Here is a 16,569-nt window from a genome sequence, read left to right as displayed (position 1 = left end):
GACCATTAGAGTTTTGAGACATGGATGCCTACGCCCAATATGATATTAATGAGTACGATCCGTACTTGTTGCACAATTCAGAATGCCTAAAGAACTTGTTAGGATTTACTGATACGTCATCTCTTAACGAAGCGGAAAGGGTGATCACTCAGCGCACATTGGCAGATCTGATAGCCTCTCCCGTGACTCCCACCTTTGATCTTGTACATCTATGTGAGATCCATCGACGCTTATTTCGACATGTGTACCCATTTGCGGGGAAAACAAGAAAAGTAGAGATTAGTAAAGGTAAAAAGTTTGGTAGTGAAGACGAGCGGCTCGTAGAAAAGCAAGCTTGGCGGTTCTAGCAGGCTCTTCAAATAGTCCAGCATGATGAAGGGGTTCGTTGCTCTTCGCACCTTACCCTTTCAATCAAGTTCGCCGAGCGTTCACTTTGCTTTTAGGGAGCTCTAAACAAAAGCCTCATTTTTTTAGAGCTCCCTACGGTATATATGTAATCAAGAGTTGAGTGAAAAGTAGGTAATCAGGATTGTTTTGCCAAGTATGAAGTTTTTTGAAGATCTTGATGCCGTTTACTCGGCATATAAAAGATAGTAGTTGTTGCTTTAAAACAAGAAAAAATTAACTTTGTAAAAAATTCATAATAAGCGATTTATGGATAGTTAAAAGGCTTTAAGCTTGTAAGTAGAAGCTTTTACCAGAGATGAAAGTGCTTCAGAGCTAATAAGCTTGATCTACTTCTCATAAGTTTTGCTGTGGACAGGTAATCAGGTTCAGGCTTGGACCTGGTAAACCCAGTAGATGCAAGTTGTAGCAGTCTTTAGTCGGGTAGCCGGGTGAAATAATTGTTGCTTTTCAAGCTTACCGATGTCGAGGTTCTTCCCAATCTAGAGATATTGGCCTAGCAATAGTAACTTAACCCCCTTTGAACCTCCCGCCCCAGTCCGCCATAATCCGCTCCTTCCGAATCGAATAACGAGTGCTGTATGACCGACACCTCTGTCTATGAGGCCACAGAGCGCCTGCCGTTAAAGGAGTACACCGAGAAGGCGTACCTGGATTACTCCATGTATGTGATCCTGGATCGCGCCCTGCCGAATATCGGTGACGGCCTGAAGCCTGTACAGCGGCGAATTGTCTACGCCATGAGCGAGCTGGGCCTGAAGAATACCGCCAAGTATAAGAAGTCTGCGCGCACGGTTGGCGATGTGATCGGTAAGTACCATCCCCATGGCGATAGTGCCGTGTATGAAGCGATGGTGTTAATGGCACAGCCGTTCAGCTACCGTTACCCGTTGATTGATGGCCAGGGCAACTGGGGCTCGCCGGATGATCCCAAGTCCTTCGCGGCTATGCGTTACACCGAGTCGCGCATGGGCAAATATTCTGAAGTGCTGCTGTCGGAACTGGGCCAGGGCACAGTGGATTGGCAGCCAAACTTTGATGGCACCATGGATGAGCCCTGTGTGCTGCCAGCGCGGGTGCCGAATATCCTGTTAAACGGTACCACCGGTATTGCCGTGGGTATGGCCACCGATATTCCGCCGCACAATTTGCGCGAAGTGGTTAACGCAACGGTGGCACTGCTGGAAAACCCCAAGGCCACAGTGGAAGAACTGTGTGAGCATATTCTCGGTCCGGATATGCCCACCGAGGCGGAGATTATTACCCCGCGCGAAGACATTCGTAAGATTTACACCAGTGGTCGCGGCTCTATCAAAATGCGCGCCCTGTGGGGTAAGGAAGACGGCGATATTGTGATTACCGCGCTTCCCCACCAGGTGAGTGGCGCCAAGGTGCTGGAGCAGATCGCCCAGCAGATGCAGGCGAAGAAGCTGCCGATGGTGAGCGACCTGCGCGATGAGTCGGACCACGAAAATCCCACCCGCCTGGTGATTGTGCCTAAGTCCAACCGGGTGGAAATGGAATCGGTGATGAATCACCTGTTCGCTACCACCGACCTGGAACGCAACTACCGGGTCAATATGAATATGATCGGTATCGATGGCCGCCCGCAGGTGAAGTCCCTCGATAAGATCCTGCGCGAGTGGCTAACCTTCCGCGCCACTACCACGCGCCGCCGCTTGCAGTTCCGCCTTGATAAAGTAGAGAAGCGCCTGCACCTGTTGGCCGGCTTGTTGGTAGCCTTCCTCAATATCGATGAAGTGATCGAGATTATCCGTACCAGCGACGAGCCCAAGCAGGAGCTGATGGACCGCTTCGAGCTGACGGATATACAGGCGGATTACATCCTCGATACCAAGCTGCGCCAGTTGGCGCGCCTGGAAGAGATGAAAATTCGCGGTGAGCAGGCGGAGCTTGAGAAAGAGCGCGATACCCTGACCAAGACTCTGGACAGTGAGCGCCGCCTTAAAACCTTGATCAAGAAAGAATTACTGGCTGCAGCTAAGGAGTTCGGCGATGAACGCCGTTCGCCCATCGTGGCCCGTGAGGAAGCCAAGGCATTTAGCGAATCGGAGCTGCTATCTTCCGACCCCATCACCGTGGTGGTTTCTGAGAAAGGCTGGATTCGTGCCGCTAAAGGTCATGAGATCGATGCGGCGGCACTGAGTTATAAGGCCGGTGACAATCTCGGTTTTGCCGCGCGCGGCAAGAGTAACCAGCCGGCGCTGTTGCTCGACAGCACCGGGCGCAGTTATTCCATCGCCTCCCATACCTTGCCATCAGCGCGGGGCCAGGGCGAGCCATTGAGTGGCCGTATCAACCCGCCTTCCGGTGCCACATTTGAGGGGCTGCTCATGGGGTCGGACGACCAGCGGGTTCTGTTGGCCTCCGATGCGGGCTATGGTTTTATCGCCAAGCTCGCCGACCTGCAGTCGCGCAACAAGTCGGGCAAGGCCATGCTGACCCTGCCTAAAGGTGCACAGGTTTTGCCGCCGCAGTTGTTAGACAGTCCCGAAGAGGCATTGTTGGCGGCGGTAACCTCGGAGGGACGCATGTTGGTGTTCCCCGTTACAGAGCTGCCGGAATTATCGAAAGGCAAGGGCAATAAGATTATCAATATCACTGCCGCGCGCGCTGCTAGCCGCGAGGAAGTGGTGGTGGGAATCGCCGTGTTGGAGGGTAAAAACCAGCTGGTCGTGCATGCCGGTAAGCGCCATACCAAGATCAAAATCTCGGAAATGGAGCACTACCGCGGTGAGCGTGGCCGACGGGGCAACAAGCTGCCACGGGGCTTTCAGAAGGTCGATAGCATCGAGGTGCTGGAAAAATAAGCCTTTACTAATGTGGCACGGTAAAAGCGGTCATTGCGACCGCTTTTTTATTGCCAGTTTTTAGTATTGATAAGCCGCGCATTGATGAAATAATAAGCAGGCTTATAATGAGCGCCCTCAAAAAGGGGGGAGACTATGTCAGGGATGGGCGGGTCCGGAAAAGACAGCGCAACCGAGATGAGCTTTGCGCTGCATAGCGCGGCGCGCCTGTTGCGGCGTAACTTTGACCGCCGAGCACGGGATCACGGCCTCAGCGATGCCCGCTGGCAGGTGCTCTGGCATCTGACACGGGAGCAGGGACTGAAGCAAACTGCCCTTGCGGGACGCCTGGAGATGGCACCGATCAGCCTGGCGCGCCTGCTCGACAAGTTGCAGGGCGAAGGGCTGGTGGAGCGACGGCCCGATCCAGAGGATCGGCGCTGTTTTAGGATTTATCCGACCGATCGGGCACAGCCGGCTATGGCGCTGCTGGGAGACCTGGCGGAGGAGACCCGCAGTCACGCCTTGGATGGCTTTACTGCGGCGGAAATAGGACAACTGCAGACGCTGCTCGGGCGGCTGCGCAAGAATCTGGTAGGCGAAGAGATTGAATGTGACTGACAAGCTGCACCTGAAGCTAAAGCCGAGTGCGATGCGCAAGCTGGGGGCCGCCCTGGGATTGGCGTTTGTCGCCCTGGCGGCCGGCTGGAGCCTGTATGGCGGCGGCGATATCGTCGAGACGCAAAACGCCTATGTAAAGGCGGATAAAGTTTCCCTAGCACCAGAAGTTCATGGTGTGGTGACCAAGGTGTTGGTCAGTGCCAATGAGCCGGTTTTTAAGGGCCAGTTGTTGATTCAAATTGACCGCACGGCTTATGAGCTGGCGGTGACCGAAGCTGAGGCGCGCCTGGCTCAGGTGCGCAATGATCTGCTGGCGCGCCGCGCCGAATATGCCGAGGCGGATGCCGCCCTGCAGCAGGCGCGCAAAGATGCAGATTTCTACCGGCGCCAACTGGAACGCAATGAAAAACTGGGCAAGGTGGCCTTCTCTGAAGCGGAGTTGGATAGCGCCCGCCAGCAGCTGGAGCGGGCCCGCGCGCAGATCACCATCAATGCGGAAAAGCTCTCCAGTCTGCGTGCCGAGCTGGGCGGCGACCCCAGTGTGGCCCTGGAAGAGCAGGCCGACCTCAAGGTGGCCCAGGCGCAGTTGGACAAGGCCAATTATCAACTGTCGCGTACCCGTATTATTGCACCTATGGATGGCGTGATCGCCAATACCCTGCCACAAGTCGGAGAGATGGCCACCGTCGGCGAGAGCCTTCTGTTTATGGTGGGCACCAGCGGCTTGTGGGTAGAGGCCAACCTTAAAGAAACCGAGCTGGCCAGGGTGCGCACGGGCCAGCAGGCGGAGGTGACCCTCGATGCCTACCCGGACTTTGAATGGCAGGCCCAGGTGGACAGCATGAGTCCGGCCAGTGGTAGTGAGTTTTCACCTACTCCGCCGCAGAATGCCAGCGGCGAATGGCACAAGGTGGTACAGCGGGTACCGGTGCGCTTGCGCCTCTACCCCCTCAAGGATGCGCCGCCGCTCCGTGCGGGTATGAGCGCTAAAGTGCGTATCGATACCAGTGAGGATGCCAAGGTAGTATCCGCACGCGCCTCTACCGATGAGAGTGGCAGGGTGGTTCTCTAGAAGCACTTCAGTGGCTGGGATTTGCGCTGTGCGATGGAGCGGTCGATTTGGCTGTCAGAATCTGACTAACCAGTGGCAGCCGGCCAAAAAAAAAGGCCCGCAATGCGGGCCCTGTAATTTACTCTTCGACTCTGTGCCAGGTCTGGGTGCGGTAGAGAAAACCGAGGTACCCACGCACTTTCAGGGTGTTGTCGTTTTCCAACCAGAACTTGCAGTCGTACACCTTGCCTTTCACCGGGTCCATAATTTCCCCGCCTTCGTATTTCTTGCCTTTCTGCACCATATTGGTGATCACGTCCATTCCTACAAGAGGCTTGCCCTTTAGGTCACCTGGGCAGTTTTCACAAATGGTGTCATTGGGCTTCAGCAATAGCTGGACGATCTTGCCGAAGTACTTACCGTCCTTTTCATAAATTTCCACGATGGATCTGGGCTTGCCGGATTCGTCATCAATAGTGCGCCACTTGCCTACAACATCTGCGGCATTGGCCTGCAGGGCGAACAACAGGCCGAATGTGGCCAGGAGCAGGTTTCTGATCATCTGTAGGTTTTCCTCTATTCAGTGGGTGACCCAGATCTTACAGCAAGTCACTTGCAGCGACACCGCATAAGTCATCATCGGGTAAAAAAATAACCGCATACAGACGACATTTGACCGCAAATACCGGCAATTTGTTCGCAAGTTGTACCAATTTGGCCCTATTAAGAGCTACAGCTCAACGGGATACGCTTGCCGGATTCCGGAGGGGAACTGGCCCAGACTTCGTGTTGAGGATGCTCCTCGAACGGGCTCTGCAGTAGCTGGCGCAGGGTACGCAAGGGTTGGTAATCGCCGGTTTCGGCGGCCTCGATAACCTTTTGCGCCAAATAGTTGCGCAATAGGTATTTGGGGTTTGCCGCCAGCATGACTCGGTTGCGGGCGCAGGAATCACTGTCTTCGCGCGCCAGGCGTCGATCGTAGTGCCCCAGCCACTGCTCGAGCGCGCTGTGCTGAGCCTCGGCGAGACATTCCTGAAGTCCTTGGGCGGGGCGCTCTCCGCGGTAGTGGGACAGGGCGCGGAAGAAGCGGGTGTAGTCCGCTTCCCCCTGTTGTAACAACTGCAGTAGATCTGCGCAGAGTGCCTGATCGCCCTCCTCCTCGGTAGTGAGCCCCAACTTGGCGCGCATCTTCGCAGCAAAGGCATCGGTCACCTGGGGTTGGAATTGCTCCAGACAGTCTCGCAGTGCTTCTACACTGACGAAGCCGGAGAGAGCGTGGGCCAGGGCATTCAGGTTCCAAAGTACCACACCGGGCTGCTGCTCGAAGGCGTAGCGGCCGGTATGGTCCGAATGGTTGCAGATAAAGGTGGGGTCATAGTCATCGAGAAAGGCATAGGGGCCGTAGTCGAAGGTGTCGCCAATAATCGACATATTGTCGGTATTCAATACGCCGTGGGCGAAACCCACCGCCTGCCAACCCGCCACCAGTTCGGCACTGCGCTTGGTGGTAAAGCGCAGCATGGCCTCTGCCTGTTCACCGATACTGAGTTCTTGGGAGTCGGGGAGAAAACGCCGGCAGATCTCGCCGATAAGCTGTTGTTGGGCCTGCAGCTGCTTGGTGTAAAACAGGTATTCGAAGTGACCGAAGCGTACATGGCTTTCGGCCACGCGGATCAACATGGCGCCCTTTTCAATTTGCTCGCGGGTTACCGGCTCGTCACTACCGACGATACTCAGCGCGCGGGTAGAGCGGATGCCCAAGCCACTTAGGGCTTCGCCGGCGAGATATTCGCGAATGGTGGAGCGCAACACTGCACGGCCGTCGCCAAAGCGGGAATAGGGGGTTTGGCCGGCGCCTTTCAGGTGTAATTCCCAGCTTTTGCCCTGGTGTTCAACTTCCCCCAACAGCAGGGCACGGCCGTCGCCCAGATCCGGGTTGTAGACGCCGAATTGGTGGCCTGTGTACTTCATGGCAAAGGGGCGACTGCCGTGAAACAACTTGGCGCCACATCCCAGCTGGGCCCAGTCAGGGTTGTTTGCCTCATAGGCATTGATACCCAGCAGCTGCAGCACAGCGGGATTGATATCGATAAGCTGTGGATGCTTGAAGGGGGTGGGGTTGATGCGGCGGCCAAAGGCATCGCCCATATCGGCGTAGCGGTGGCTGAGGGTAACTTCGCTGAGTTTCATAGATTTTGGGTTTGGGCTAAAAATAAATGTTGCCAGGCATGTTACCGGCATTCATCGCTATTCGCAGGGACGCTTATACCGCAAGTAGGCGTAGAGGGCGTGTCTGTGATTGCCAGTGCTGCTCCTCCTGGTAAAGCAATTCCTCTATCGCCGGGCTGCTATCCAGCCATTCACGCTCAATTTGCAAGCGATAGGCATCTCCCTGGTCTGCCAAGTTGATTCCCCGCAAAGTGCGCTCTGTGCGGTCGCGATGAATAATGCTGGCAAGGCGCAGACACAGCAGTAAATCTGGGCTTGGGTGGAAACCGTAGTGCTCTTTTGGTGCTTTGATTGGACCGCGCTGGTTGCGCACTAGGTAGGCCAGGTGCTCCTGTTCGCCGTTGGAGAATCCAGCCATATCTGCATGCTTGATCATATAGGCACCGAGCTTGCGAAAGCTGCTGTGGGTGAGTGCCAGCCCCACTTCATGTAGCTGGATGGCCCAGCGCAGTCGTTGCCTTCCTTCCAGCGGGTATTCGGGGCGCAATTGCTGCAATAGTTTGAGGGCGGTGTCGTTCACTCGGCGCACTTGGTTCTGGTCAATCTGCCAGTGCTGTACCACAGCGTCTACAGTACTGGCACGGCGATCGCCACCGTGCAGCCGCCCCGCCAGGTCATGCACTATGCCCTCGCGAATGGCATAGGGCGAAACCTCCATGCGCTGGATATCCAATTCACAGAAGATGGCGTGCAGGATTGCCAGGCCGGCGGCGAATACCGGGTGCCGCTCCTCGTCGAGATCGGGCAGCTCCAGTTCGGCGATATGCTCCACCTTGGCAACTTCTTTGGCGAGACGGTCGATATCCTCGTGCACGATATCCGCCACCTCTCCTCCATTCAGTACCCGTGAAACCGCCTTCACGCTGCCAGAGCAGCCGATAACTTCCGCTTCGGCGGCAATGTGTTGTAACCCTTGCAACTCGGCGCGGGCGGCGCGCTGTGCGCGCTTAAAATGGTTGACGGTATTTTCACTGATCAGGCCATCGGCAAAAAAGCGTCTACTGTAGGAAACGCAACCCATTTCCAGGCTTTGTAACTGTTGGGGGGATTCGCTGCCGCGCACCAGTTCGGTGGAGCCACCGCCGATGTCGATAATGCAGCGAAGCCGTGGTGGGCCGTCGGCGGCGGCCATTACGCCACTGTAAATCAGGCGTGCCTCCTCAATACCGCTAATAATTTCCACGGGCACGCCGAGAATGGATTCGGCCTCTTCGAGAAAACCATCGGCATTAGCCGCGGCGGCGCGCAGGGTATTGGTACCGACGACGCGAATATGATCGACTGGTAGTTTTTGTAGTACAGGTTGAAAGCGAGTGAGAGCGGTCAGGGCGCGCTCTGATACCACGGGGTTTAGGTGGCGGTGGGCGTCCAGCCCCTCTGCCAGTCTCACCATGGCGCGGTCGGTATGCAGACGTACCATGCGTTGATCGCGAAATTCCGCTAACAACAGGTGGAAGCTGTTGGAGCCGAGGTCGAGCGCAACGTAGCGCTCACTTGGTGATTGCATCGACATCCTTAGGCCCGTGTTAGTTAAGACGGCAAGCTACTCTACTATTAACTGTATAACCTTGTGCTCATGTTGATTATTTCAATCTGGCGGGGTCTTCCCCCTGGTTGTGACGAAAATGCGCGTAAATCTTCCTTTCGCGAGAATAGCTCGTCATAGGTTGATGCCTGTGCCCCTATAAGTTGTTCGATATGTACTTCCCCTAAATTGGCATCGAATTCTTGGGGCAGGGAAATTCACTCCGGTTGAATATGTATTACAAACCTTCAATACCTAACGATATCCCTCTATACCCAAAAGAGTTGAGCTGGTTGTCCTTCAATGAGCGAGTGCTACAGGAAGTTGAAGACGAAACTGTACCCATTATTGATCGGGTGCGTTTCCTGGGAATTTTCTCTAACAATCTCGATGAATTTTTCCGTGTACGTGTAGCTGATGTGCGCCGTCTTGCCGCGTTCGCAGGGGCTGAACAGGAGAAAAGACATTTTGCCAAACTACTCGGGCAAATTAATGAGCGTATACTGCGCCTGCAGCGACGTTATGCACGAGCTTACGCTAAAGCACTGGCAGATCTCGATAAACACAATATCCATGTAGTTAGGGAAACCACGCTAACTGAGCACCAACGCACCTTTGTCGAAGAATATTTCCATCGGGAAGTATTACCAGAGCTGGAGCCTTTTTTTATTGATGACCTTGATACTATGCCGCTGCTTAATGAGGCGAGTATCTATTTTGCCATTTTTTTGCGTCTAAAAGATGGTACCCAGCGTTATGCGGCAATGGAAATTCCCACTAATACTTTATCGCGTTTTGTTGTGATTCCACCCCGTGAGGGAAAGCGTGAAAAAGTATATATCGTTCTCGATAATATTATACGGGCCTGCTTGGTAGAGGTGTTTCGCCAGGTTTTGCCGATTCGTTCGGCCAAAGCGTATATGTTCAAGATTAGTCGTGATGCTGAGCTTGAATTGGGTGAACAGATAACTCAAAACCTCGTGGACCGTATGGAGAAATCTCTTAAGAGGCGTAAGCGCGCCGATCCAGTGCGCCTTGCTTACGATGCAGAAATGCCTGAAGTGCTCCTAAATATGGTGAAGAAAAAATTAAAAATGGGGCGCTATGATACTTATACGCCCGGTGGGCGCTACCACAACTCCAAAGATCTAATGAAGTTCCCCGCAGATTCTGGGAGTTATATCTATAAGCCACTATTACCACTGCCAACGTTACCAGGTAAGGGGGGCGCCTTTGCACATATTCGCAGTGCAGATCGGCTTTATTACTACCCTTATCATGATTTTCGCGTAATCACCAATTTGCTCGCATCTGCAGCAATTGATCCACAGGTGCGAGAAATTCGGATCAATCTCTACCGGGTTGCAAAGAATTCACGGGTGGTGGCTGCTTTGATTAATGCCGTGCGGAATAATAAAAAAGTCATTGCTGTTGTTGAGTTGCGCGCGCGATTTGATGAGTTGGCAAATATTCACTGGTCGAAGGAGCTTTCCGATGCGGGGGTAGAGGTTATTTATGGTGTTCCAGGATTGAAAGTTCACTGTAAATTGATTTCTATTCTTCGTCGAGAGGAGGGTAAGGATAAGCTTTACAGTCATTTGGGGACAGGAAATTTTAATGAGAGTACTGCGCGAATTTACTGTGATTTTAGTTTGTTAACTAATAATCAGGAGTTGGGCCTGGATGTCTACAATGTTTTTGAATTTATTCGACGTACTCGACGTCGCCCGGTATTTCAGCATATCGCAGTTTCTCCTCTGACAAACCGTGCCGCGCTTTTGGGGGCAATAGATCGAGAAATTGAGGCGGCCCAAAGGGGCGATAGAGCTGAGTTGTTTTTTAAGTGTAATAACCTGGTGGACAGCCAGGTAGTGGAGCGGCTTTATAGTGCTAGTGTCGCAGGAGTAAAAGTAAGAATCATTGTACGAAGTATGTGTACCTTAGTGTGTGAGACAGCGGGTCTTTCTGACAATATTCAAGTTGTCAGTTTGGTAGATAAGTTTCTGGAGCATGCGCGTGTTTATATATTTTATAACGGTGGAGAGGAGATAATGTGGCTCTCTTCAGCAGATCTTATGACTCGTAATTTAGATCACCGGGTGGAAGTGACTTTTCCAATTATGAATACTGATCACCGTGAGACGATTCGAAAAATTTTGGAGTTGCAATGGAGTGATAATCAAAAAGCTCGGATTGTGGATGCGAGTCAGAGTAATACTAAAATTGCCAACTCTGGCAAAAAAAACTGTCGTTCCCAGGATGCTATATACCGCTATTTGAAGAAGCAGTCTGACGCTTGAACTTAGTTGGTTTCGACAAGAACTGGTTTGCAAGCTTTAAAAGCACTCACAGTAATTTGGCTCACTTAGTCCCGGCTGAACCCCACCAACTTTCCTCGACTGAATGAAAAGCGATAGCGTTGTCCGATTTGCAGCCATTCATAGCAAGTCGACTGGATAATCATACGTGGAAACTGTGGGGTAACTACCCAGGTCTGGAAATCATTGCCAGGTCCTCGCCCGATCAGCCAATAGTAATCCCCTCTTTTGCAAAAGGCGCTGGGTGCGCAGGGCTCGCTACCCCAAACATAGGCCAGTACATCGTATTGCATTGGCACACTGGCCTTTTCCTGAAAAGGCTGGGGTTCACTGCCGGTGAAGGTGTAGAGGTTGTCGAATGGAATTGGGCGAAATCCCTGTGCTGGAGTTGCGCAGCTGACTACTTGGGGTTTTCCAGTGATACGGGCGTGAGGAGGCGGCGCCTTTTCCTTGCCGGGAATGGTCATTTCACTGGGCAGATAACCGCAGCCACTGGCTGTTAATAGAGCCAGGGCCGCTAGAGTTGCGGCCCATGCAAGTATGCGCACTGATCACCTATTCGAATTGTGGGGGCCTCCTACCAATATAGCCATAGATTGAGTGCTTATTTGTTGCGGGCGATGGCCGGAGCACGGCGATGGAAGCGCCACTTACGCCGGTAGGGGAAGGCGCTCTCCACATGCCCGGCGCGGATACGGTCTTGCAGGCGCCTCCAGTATCGATAATCGTAGAGGTCGCTGTGCAACCTCTCAAAAGCTGAGCGCGCGGTGGGATTACCGGAGAAGAACAGGCGGAACTCCTCTGGGAAGACGTCCGCTTCATCCACGGTGTACCAAGGTTTGTCTGCCAGTTCCTGCTCGGGTGTTTGCGCTTCGGGAATCTTGCGGAAATTGCACTCCGTCAGCGGGCACAGCTCGTCGTAATCGTAGAAGACCACGCGGCCGTGACGGGTCACACCAAAGTTCTTAAGAAGCATATCGCCGGGGAAGATATTGGCTGCTGCTAGCTGCTTGATGGCATTGCCATATTCCTCCATCGCTTCTCGAGTTTCCTCTTCGTTGGAGGTTTGTAAATAGAGATTGAGGGGTTCCATGCGCCGTTCTACATAGAGGTGCCGGATAATTACCCACTTCTCATTAATGACCAGTTTGGAGGGTGCTACCTCCTGTAGCTCACGCAGTAGTTCTTCACTAAAGCGATTGCGATAGAAGATGAAATTGGTGTATTCCTGGGTATCGGCCATACGCCCAACGCGGTCTGAGCGGGATACAAATTTATATTTCTCCCGCACAATTTCTTCGGTGACGGTTTTTGGGCGATCGAAGCGATCCTTAATGACTTTGAATACCACTGGATAGGAGGGCAGGGTAAATACGCTCATTACCATGCCCTTGATGCCGGGTGCTATTACAAACTGGTCGTTGCTCACCTTCATATGAGCAAGGATATGGCGGTAGAATTCGGTCTTGCCGTGCTTGTGGAAGCCGATGGAGTTGTACAGTTCCGACTTTTCCTTGAGCGGCATAATAGTGGAGAGAAAGCGCACGAAACGCGAAGGAATGGGCGCATCCACCATAAAATAGGAGCGGGTGAAGCTGAAGATAATACTAGCGGAATCATTGCTGTGCAGCAGGGTATCCACAAAAATACCACCACGGCCGTTATTCAAGCAGGGCAGAATAATAGGTACCACTTCGCCATTAAAAATCATGCGACCCACTAAATAGGCGGCCTTGTTGCGGTAGAACACAGACTCCAGCATATCTACACGCAGCTGTTTTTCATTCTCCAGCTTGGCCAGCGGCGCCTCGCGTAAAAGTGCACAGATATTTTCGATATCCCGCTGCATATTTTCCCAAGGGGCGGAAAAGCTGAAGTCTTTGAGGATGTCCTCGATCATATATTCGAGTCCATCACGCCCGCTATAGCTGATATAAATGCTGTAATCCCGCAGCGGTTTGTCGTCTGGTGCGCGAGAGGGTTTGACGAAAATATTTTTGTCGTGAATATCCGCGTGTCGAAATTGGCTGCAAAAGACAGAGTTGAAGAAAGTTTCGGCAATCTCGTAGTTGCTGTGATTGGCGATTAGTTGTGCGTAGGTGGCGCGGGCATCCCGCCACAGTTCCAGTTGACTGGTATCTTTACTGGTAACTGAGTGCACCAGTTTGAGCACTTGGTTGACCTTGGTTTTGTACAGGTCGATGCGTTCCTTGTTGGCCTCATGTGCGGCCTGCCAGGAAGCGGTCTCAAAGCGCGCCTTGGCGCCCAGAGTGATGTTCTGATAGTCTGCGAAATACGCATCAAAACCATTCAGGATGGTCTTCGCGATGCGGCGGGCGGTCGGTGAGTGATTGGTCATGCACTAGACTTGGTTTTTGAGTTTCAGGTTAAGCATCTGCCTGGGGAGCATTTGGGGTGGCTGACGGGGTTAACCCGCGCCTTACCAGATTCCACCGCCCCGGCGCTTGCCGATCTCCCCGCGGCAGGGAATAAGCGGATAGTAGCACGGCACGCCGGAGTACCAGTTGAACGATTGGATCAGTAGTTTTGTCTTTTTCTTTGCGGTGATCGATCCGGTGGGCACTCTGCCGGTATTTATTGCGGTCACTTCCCGTCACGCCGAATGGCAAAAACGCAAAATCGCCTGGCTGGCCGTATTGGTAGCCGCTGGCATCTTGCTGTTCTTTTTATTGGTCGGTCAATTCCTGTTGGAGGCAATAGGTGTACCGCTGTCAGCTTTTCAGGTGGCAGGTGGCGTAGTGTTGTTCCTGTTTGCCCTCACCATGATATTTGGTGATAGTAAACCTGAGCAGGAGATGGAGATTGTCCGCGAGGGCCATGAGACCGCGATATTCCCGCTGGCGGTGCCCTCAATAGCCTCGCCGGGCGCCATGCTGGCGGCAGTGGTACTTACCGATAATCATCGCTTTGATATGATGCATCAACTCAACACTGCCACGGCGATGCTGGCGGTATTGGGGATTGTGATTGCACTGTTACTAACCGCAAATTGGATCTATCGGTTTATAGGGGATGCTGGCGCCAGTATCGTCAGCCGGGTGATGGGGCTGATACTCGCCTCGGTAGCCACCACCAATGTACTGCTGGGTATACAGCAGTTCTTCTCCATCTAAGCTGCCCAGTCAGAATGAACAGGCACCTCGAACGTCAGTTGGGGTGTCTTTACAAGTTTTCTCGTCGATTCATTTCGATTATTCCGCGTTTCGATTTCCCCATGCAGGATGCGTTTTATTCAATAAAAAGATGCTACTGAATACTGTATTGTACTGTGGTGAAGCATGCTTCCTCTGTGACTATGTTGTGCCAGTAAAGCTAAAATACGCCTGAGTAATATCTTATGACTTATTATTTTGTTGTCTAAATATCATTAACAAATGGCCAAAAGAAGACTGTAGTCACAGTTACGTCCTTTGTTTGTTAGGCAATAGTCAGATAGTTGTTCACATCGCTAAACCTAACTATGATTAGATGATGCACAATGATAAGTGATTGTTTTATAAGAAATGAATTGGCTAAGAGATAAGATTTTCAAAAGACAATCCTTTATCATTTTCTTGATGTGTTTCCCCTCTGTATTTTTGTTGTGATTTTTGGAAGCATCGGGAACATATTACATACCATTCTTAAGGGATTTTTATGGTGGTGAACCCACTTTTATTTATTCATGTTCCAAAAACTGCAGGAACAAGCTTTCGGCTTGGCGCATCAACATATTTTGGCGATGGTAGTATTTGTCTTGATTACGGCCCAGGATCGAAGCATACCAGCGATATTGTGAAAGCTTGGATGGGTGACAATCCTGATCTATGGTTATTTTTTCAGAAGATGAAATACAAAAATATTAAAATGCTTGCAGGTCATTCAAATTCAGTACGTTATCTTCCAATATTTGGCCTGGAAAATACAGTAACAATTTTGCGAGATCCAATACAGAGGTTGGTGTCAGAATATAAACACTATTCTCGACATAATGGGTATAAAGACAGTTTTAAGTCTTTTTATAGTAAGTCATCATTCACCAATCGGCAGCTAAAAATTTTTCGGAGGTTTTCCTGGCCACTTTTCGGCTTTGTTGGTTTGACTGAGAGGTATGATGAATCCCTACAGTTGCTAAATAATAAATATGGAATAGAAATTCCGTATTTAACAATGAATTTAGGGCGTGAGGATCTTAAGGGGAAATATGATATTCCTCAAAACCAATTAGATGAAACGTGTATTAGGAATGCTCGTGAAATTGATCTATATGATAAGGCAGTGTCACAATTTGAATGGAGAGTCTCACTTTTCAAGAACGGCATGAAATTTGTGGCCGGCTTGCTTAGCGGTCAGGCCAAGGAACATATTCTAGGGTGTGCTATTCCCGAGCAAAGCGATGATGCGGTTGTACTGCGTGTGAAAGTTGATGGGGCCTATAAGGGCGAAGTTCTAGCGAATGAATATCGTGCTGATCTACGCGCAAATGGTGCAGGCCGTGGTGGTTTCGTCGGTTTTTCTATAGATATCTCTGGCTTTGCAAAGGGCGCAATTCTGGAGTGTGAGGTGGCTGAGACGGGGCAACCGCTAGTAAATTCTCCCTGGGTAATTCGCGGTGAAGATTAAGTCTATTGGAGAAGTGACTTTTCTTCGTTATTTCTACCGATCTTTCTATGGTCTATATTGACTGACTCTTCGGGCTATCAATCGCCTGCAAATTTATTGCCTGCCTAGCAGAGGCATCTTTGAGCTGCGGATAAGAGCATGATACTAATCCCAGTTTTACTAATCTTTGGGGCCCTCTCCTGGTATATCTGCACCCTCGCTGCCGGTGGTGGGGCCATGCTGATGATTCCACTAGTCGGTCTCTTGATTGGGCCACATTTGGTGGCTCCTACGATTACGATTGGCAGTGTTATTGCCGCACCTTCCCGCGTGTTGTTCTTTTGGCCATATATTAACTGGAGCGTTATTTGCTGGATGCTACCCGGTAGTATTCTGGGGGCGATGGTTGGTGCCTATATTTATAGTCAAATGCACCCAATTTGGCTTCAACTCTTTGTGGGCATCTTCTTGATGTCCACTTTGGTTCAATATCGGCTCGGTAGAAAACAATCTTCTTTTCCAATGCGTTTGCCCTACTTTTTCTTCCTAGGTGTAGTAGTCGCATTTCTCTCTGGGATTATTGGTGCTATTGGCCCGGTGCAGAATCCCTTCTTTATCAATTACGGCGTTGATAAGGAAAATTTGATTGCAACCAAGGCGTTGAACACCATGGTCTTACAGGCCACCAAAATAATGACTTACCTTAGCTTTGGTGCTATCACCATGAATTTGGCAAGTTATGGCGTTGCTATTGGTATTGGAGGGATTATTGGAGTTTACCTTGCTAAGCATCGCATCTTGCGTATGAGTACACAGCGCTTTCATTACTATATGCTCGCTCTAATGTTTATTTGTGGAGTGTTTCTCGCATCACGATCTTTGACACAAATTGCTCAATTAAGACCCGATATTTTTTCTGATATCACCTTACTCAGTTAGATACTTGTCGCAAAACGAGCGTATACGGATAAGCATTGAGACAGTGGAGAAATCTCTGTGATCAAGGAT

The 16,569-nt window shown here is 51.3% G+C and carries 12 protein-coding genes; 7 read left to right on the top strand and 5 right to left on the bottom strand.

From position 1 onward, the window contains the following. The first annotated feature begins 986 nt into the window (after nt 1-986). The 3 genes from parC to ACJJIJ_RS15380 all read left to right on the top strand — a co-directional run bounded on the left by parC (nt 987) and on the right by ACJJIJ_RS15380 (nt 4,908). Complete coding sequence (parC, locus tag ACJJIJ_RS15390) at nt 987-3,236, top strand: DNA topoisomerase IV subunit A (RefSeq protein ID WP_444937817.1); 2,250 nt, start codon at nt 987-989, stop codon at nt 3,234-3,236. Nucleotides 3,237-3,380: 144 nt separating this feature from the next. Then, on the top strand, nt 3,381-3,836 hold the full coding sequence (locus tag ACJJIJ_RS15385; protein ID WP_252083419.1) for a MarR family winged helix-turn-helix transcriptional regulator: 456 nt from the start codon (nt 3,381-3,383) through the stop codon (nt 3,834-3,836). Then, a complete protein-coding gene (locus tag ACJJIJ_RS15380; RefSeq protein WP_252083418.1) occupies nt 3,829-4,908 on the top strand; it encodes an HlyD family secretion protein in 1,080 nt (359 codons plus the stop codon). The genes ACJJIJ_RS15385 and ACJJIJ_RS15380 overlap by 8 nt, the downstream gene beginning before the upstream one ends. Nucleotides 4,909-5,026: 118 nt before the next feature. On the opposite strand, the gene ACJJIJ_RS15375 is transcribed toward ACJJIJ_RS15380, so the two are convergent. The 3 genes from ACJJIJ_RS15375 to ACJJIJ_RS15365 form a co-directional block, all read right to left on the bottom strand. Then, complete coding sequence (locus tag ACJJIJ_RS15375) at nt 5,027-5,449, bottom strand: DUF2147 domain-containing protein (RefSeq protein WP_252083417.1); 423 nt, start codon at nt 5,447-5,449, stop codon at nt 5,027-5,029. A 161-nt stretch (nt 5,450-5,610) separates the two neighbouring features. After that, the gene (locus ACJJIJ_RS15370) at nt 5,611-7,077 is read right to left on the bottom strand and encodes a protein adenylyltransferase SelO (protein WP_444937816.1); all 1,467 of its coding nucleotides are present in this window, start codon (nt 7,075-7,077) and stop codon (nt 5,611-5,613) included. Between the two features lie 73 nt (nt 7,078-7,150). Then, entirely contained in the window at nt 7,151-8,623 is a 1,473-nt protein-coding gene (locus ACJJIJ_RS15365; RefSeq protein WP_252083415.1) for a Ppx/GppA phosphatase family protein, read from the bottom strand. Nucleotides 8,624-8,874: 251 nt separating this feature from the next. Between ACJJIJ_RS15365 and ppk1 the strand changes: the two genes are divergently transcribed. Beyond that, nucleotides 8,875-10,941, top strand: a complete 2,067-nt coding sequence (gene ppk1 / locus ACJJIJ_RS15360; protein ID WP_444937815.1) for a polyphosphate kinase 1 — start codon at nt 8,875-8,877, stop codon at nt 10,939-10,941. A gap of 65 nt (nt 10,942-11,006) precedes the next feature. Here the strand turns inward: ppk1 and ACJJIJ_RS15355 are convergent, their stop codons facing one another. Then, on the bottom strand, nt 11,007-11,507 hold the full coding sequence (locus ACJJIJ_RS15355) for a hypothetical protein (protein ID WP_252083413.1): 501 nt from the start codon (nt 11,505-11,507) through the stop codon (nt 11,007-11,009). Nucleotides 11,508-11,563: 56 nt separating this feature from the next. Further along, nucleotides 11,564-13,318 (bottom strand): bifunctional isocitrate dehydrogenase kinase/phosphatase, encoded by a 1,755-nt coding sequence (aceK, locus tag ACJJIJ_RS15350; RefSeq protein ID WP_252083412.1) that lies wholly within the window; start codon nt 13,316-13,318, stop codon nt 11,564-11,566. Nucleotides 13,319-13,484: 166 nt separating this feature from the next. Between aceK and ACJJIJ_RS15345 the strand changes: the two genes are divergently transcribed. The 3 genes from ACJJIJ_RS15345 to ACJJIJ_RS15335 all read left to right on the top strand — a co-directional run bounded on the left by ACJJIJ_RS15345 (nt 13,485) and on the right by ACJJIJ_RS15335 (nt 16,500). Then, nucleotides 13,485-14,093, top strand: coding sequence for a MarC family protein (locus ACJJIJ_RS15345; RefSeq protein WP_252083411.1), 609 nt, complete (start codon nt 13,485-13,487; stop codon nt 14,091-14,093). Between the two features lie 523 nt (nt 14,094-14,616). After that, nucleotides 14,617-15,582: a sulfotransferase family 2 domain-containing protein gene (locus tag ACJJIJ_RS15340; RefSeq protein ID WP_444889326.1), complete on the top strand. Its 966-nt coding sequence runs from the start codon at nt 14,617-14,619 to the stop codon at nt 15,580-15,582. 138 nt (nt 15,583-15,720) lie between these two features. Further along, nucleotides 15,721-16,500: a sulfite exporter TauE/SafE family protein gene (locus ACJJIJ_RS15335; protein ID WP_444889327.1), complete on the top strand. Its 780-nt coding sequence runs from the start codon at nt 15,721-15,723 to the stop codon at nt 16,498-16,500. Nucleotides 16,501-16,569: the final 69 nt, after the last annotated feature.

It is taken from the genome of Microbulbifer mixtoriginis (SeqCode) (assembly GCF_052467945.1).
The sequence above is the reverse complement of the archived record's forward strand: the minus strand, read 5'-3'. Positions and strand labels throughout refer to the sequence as shown.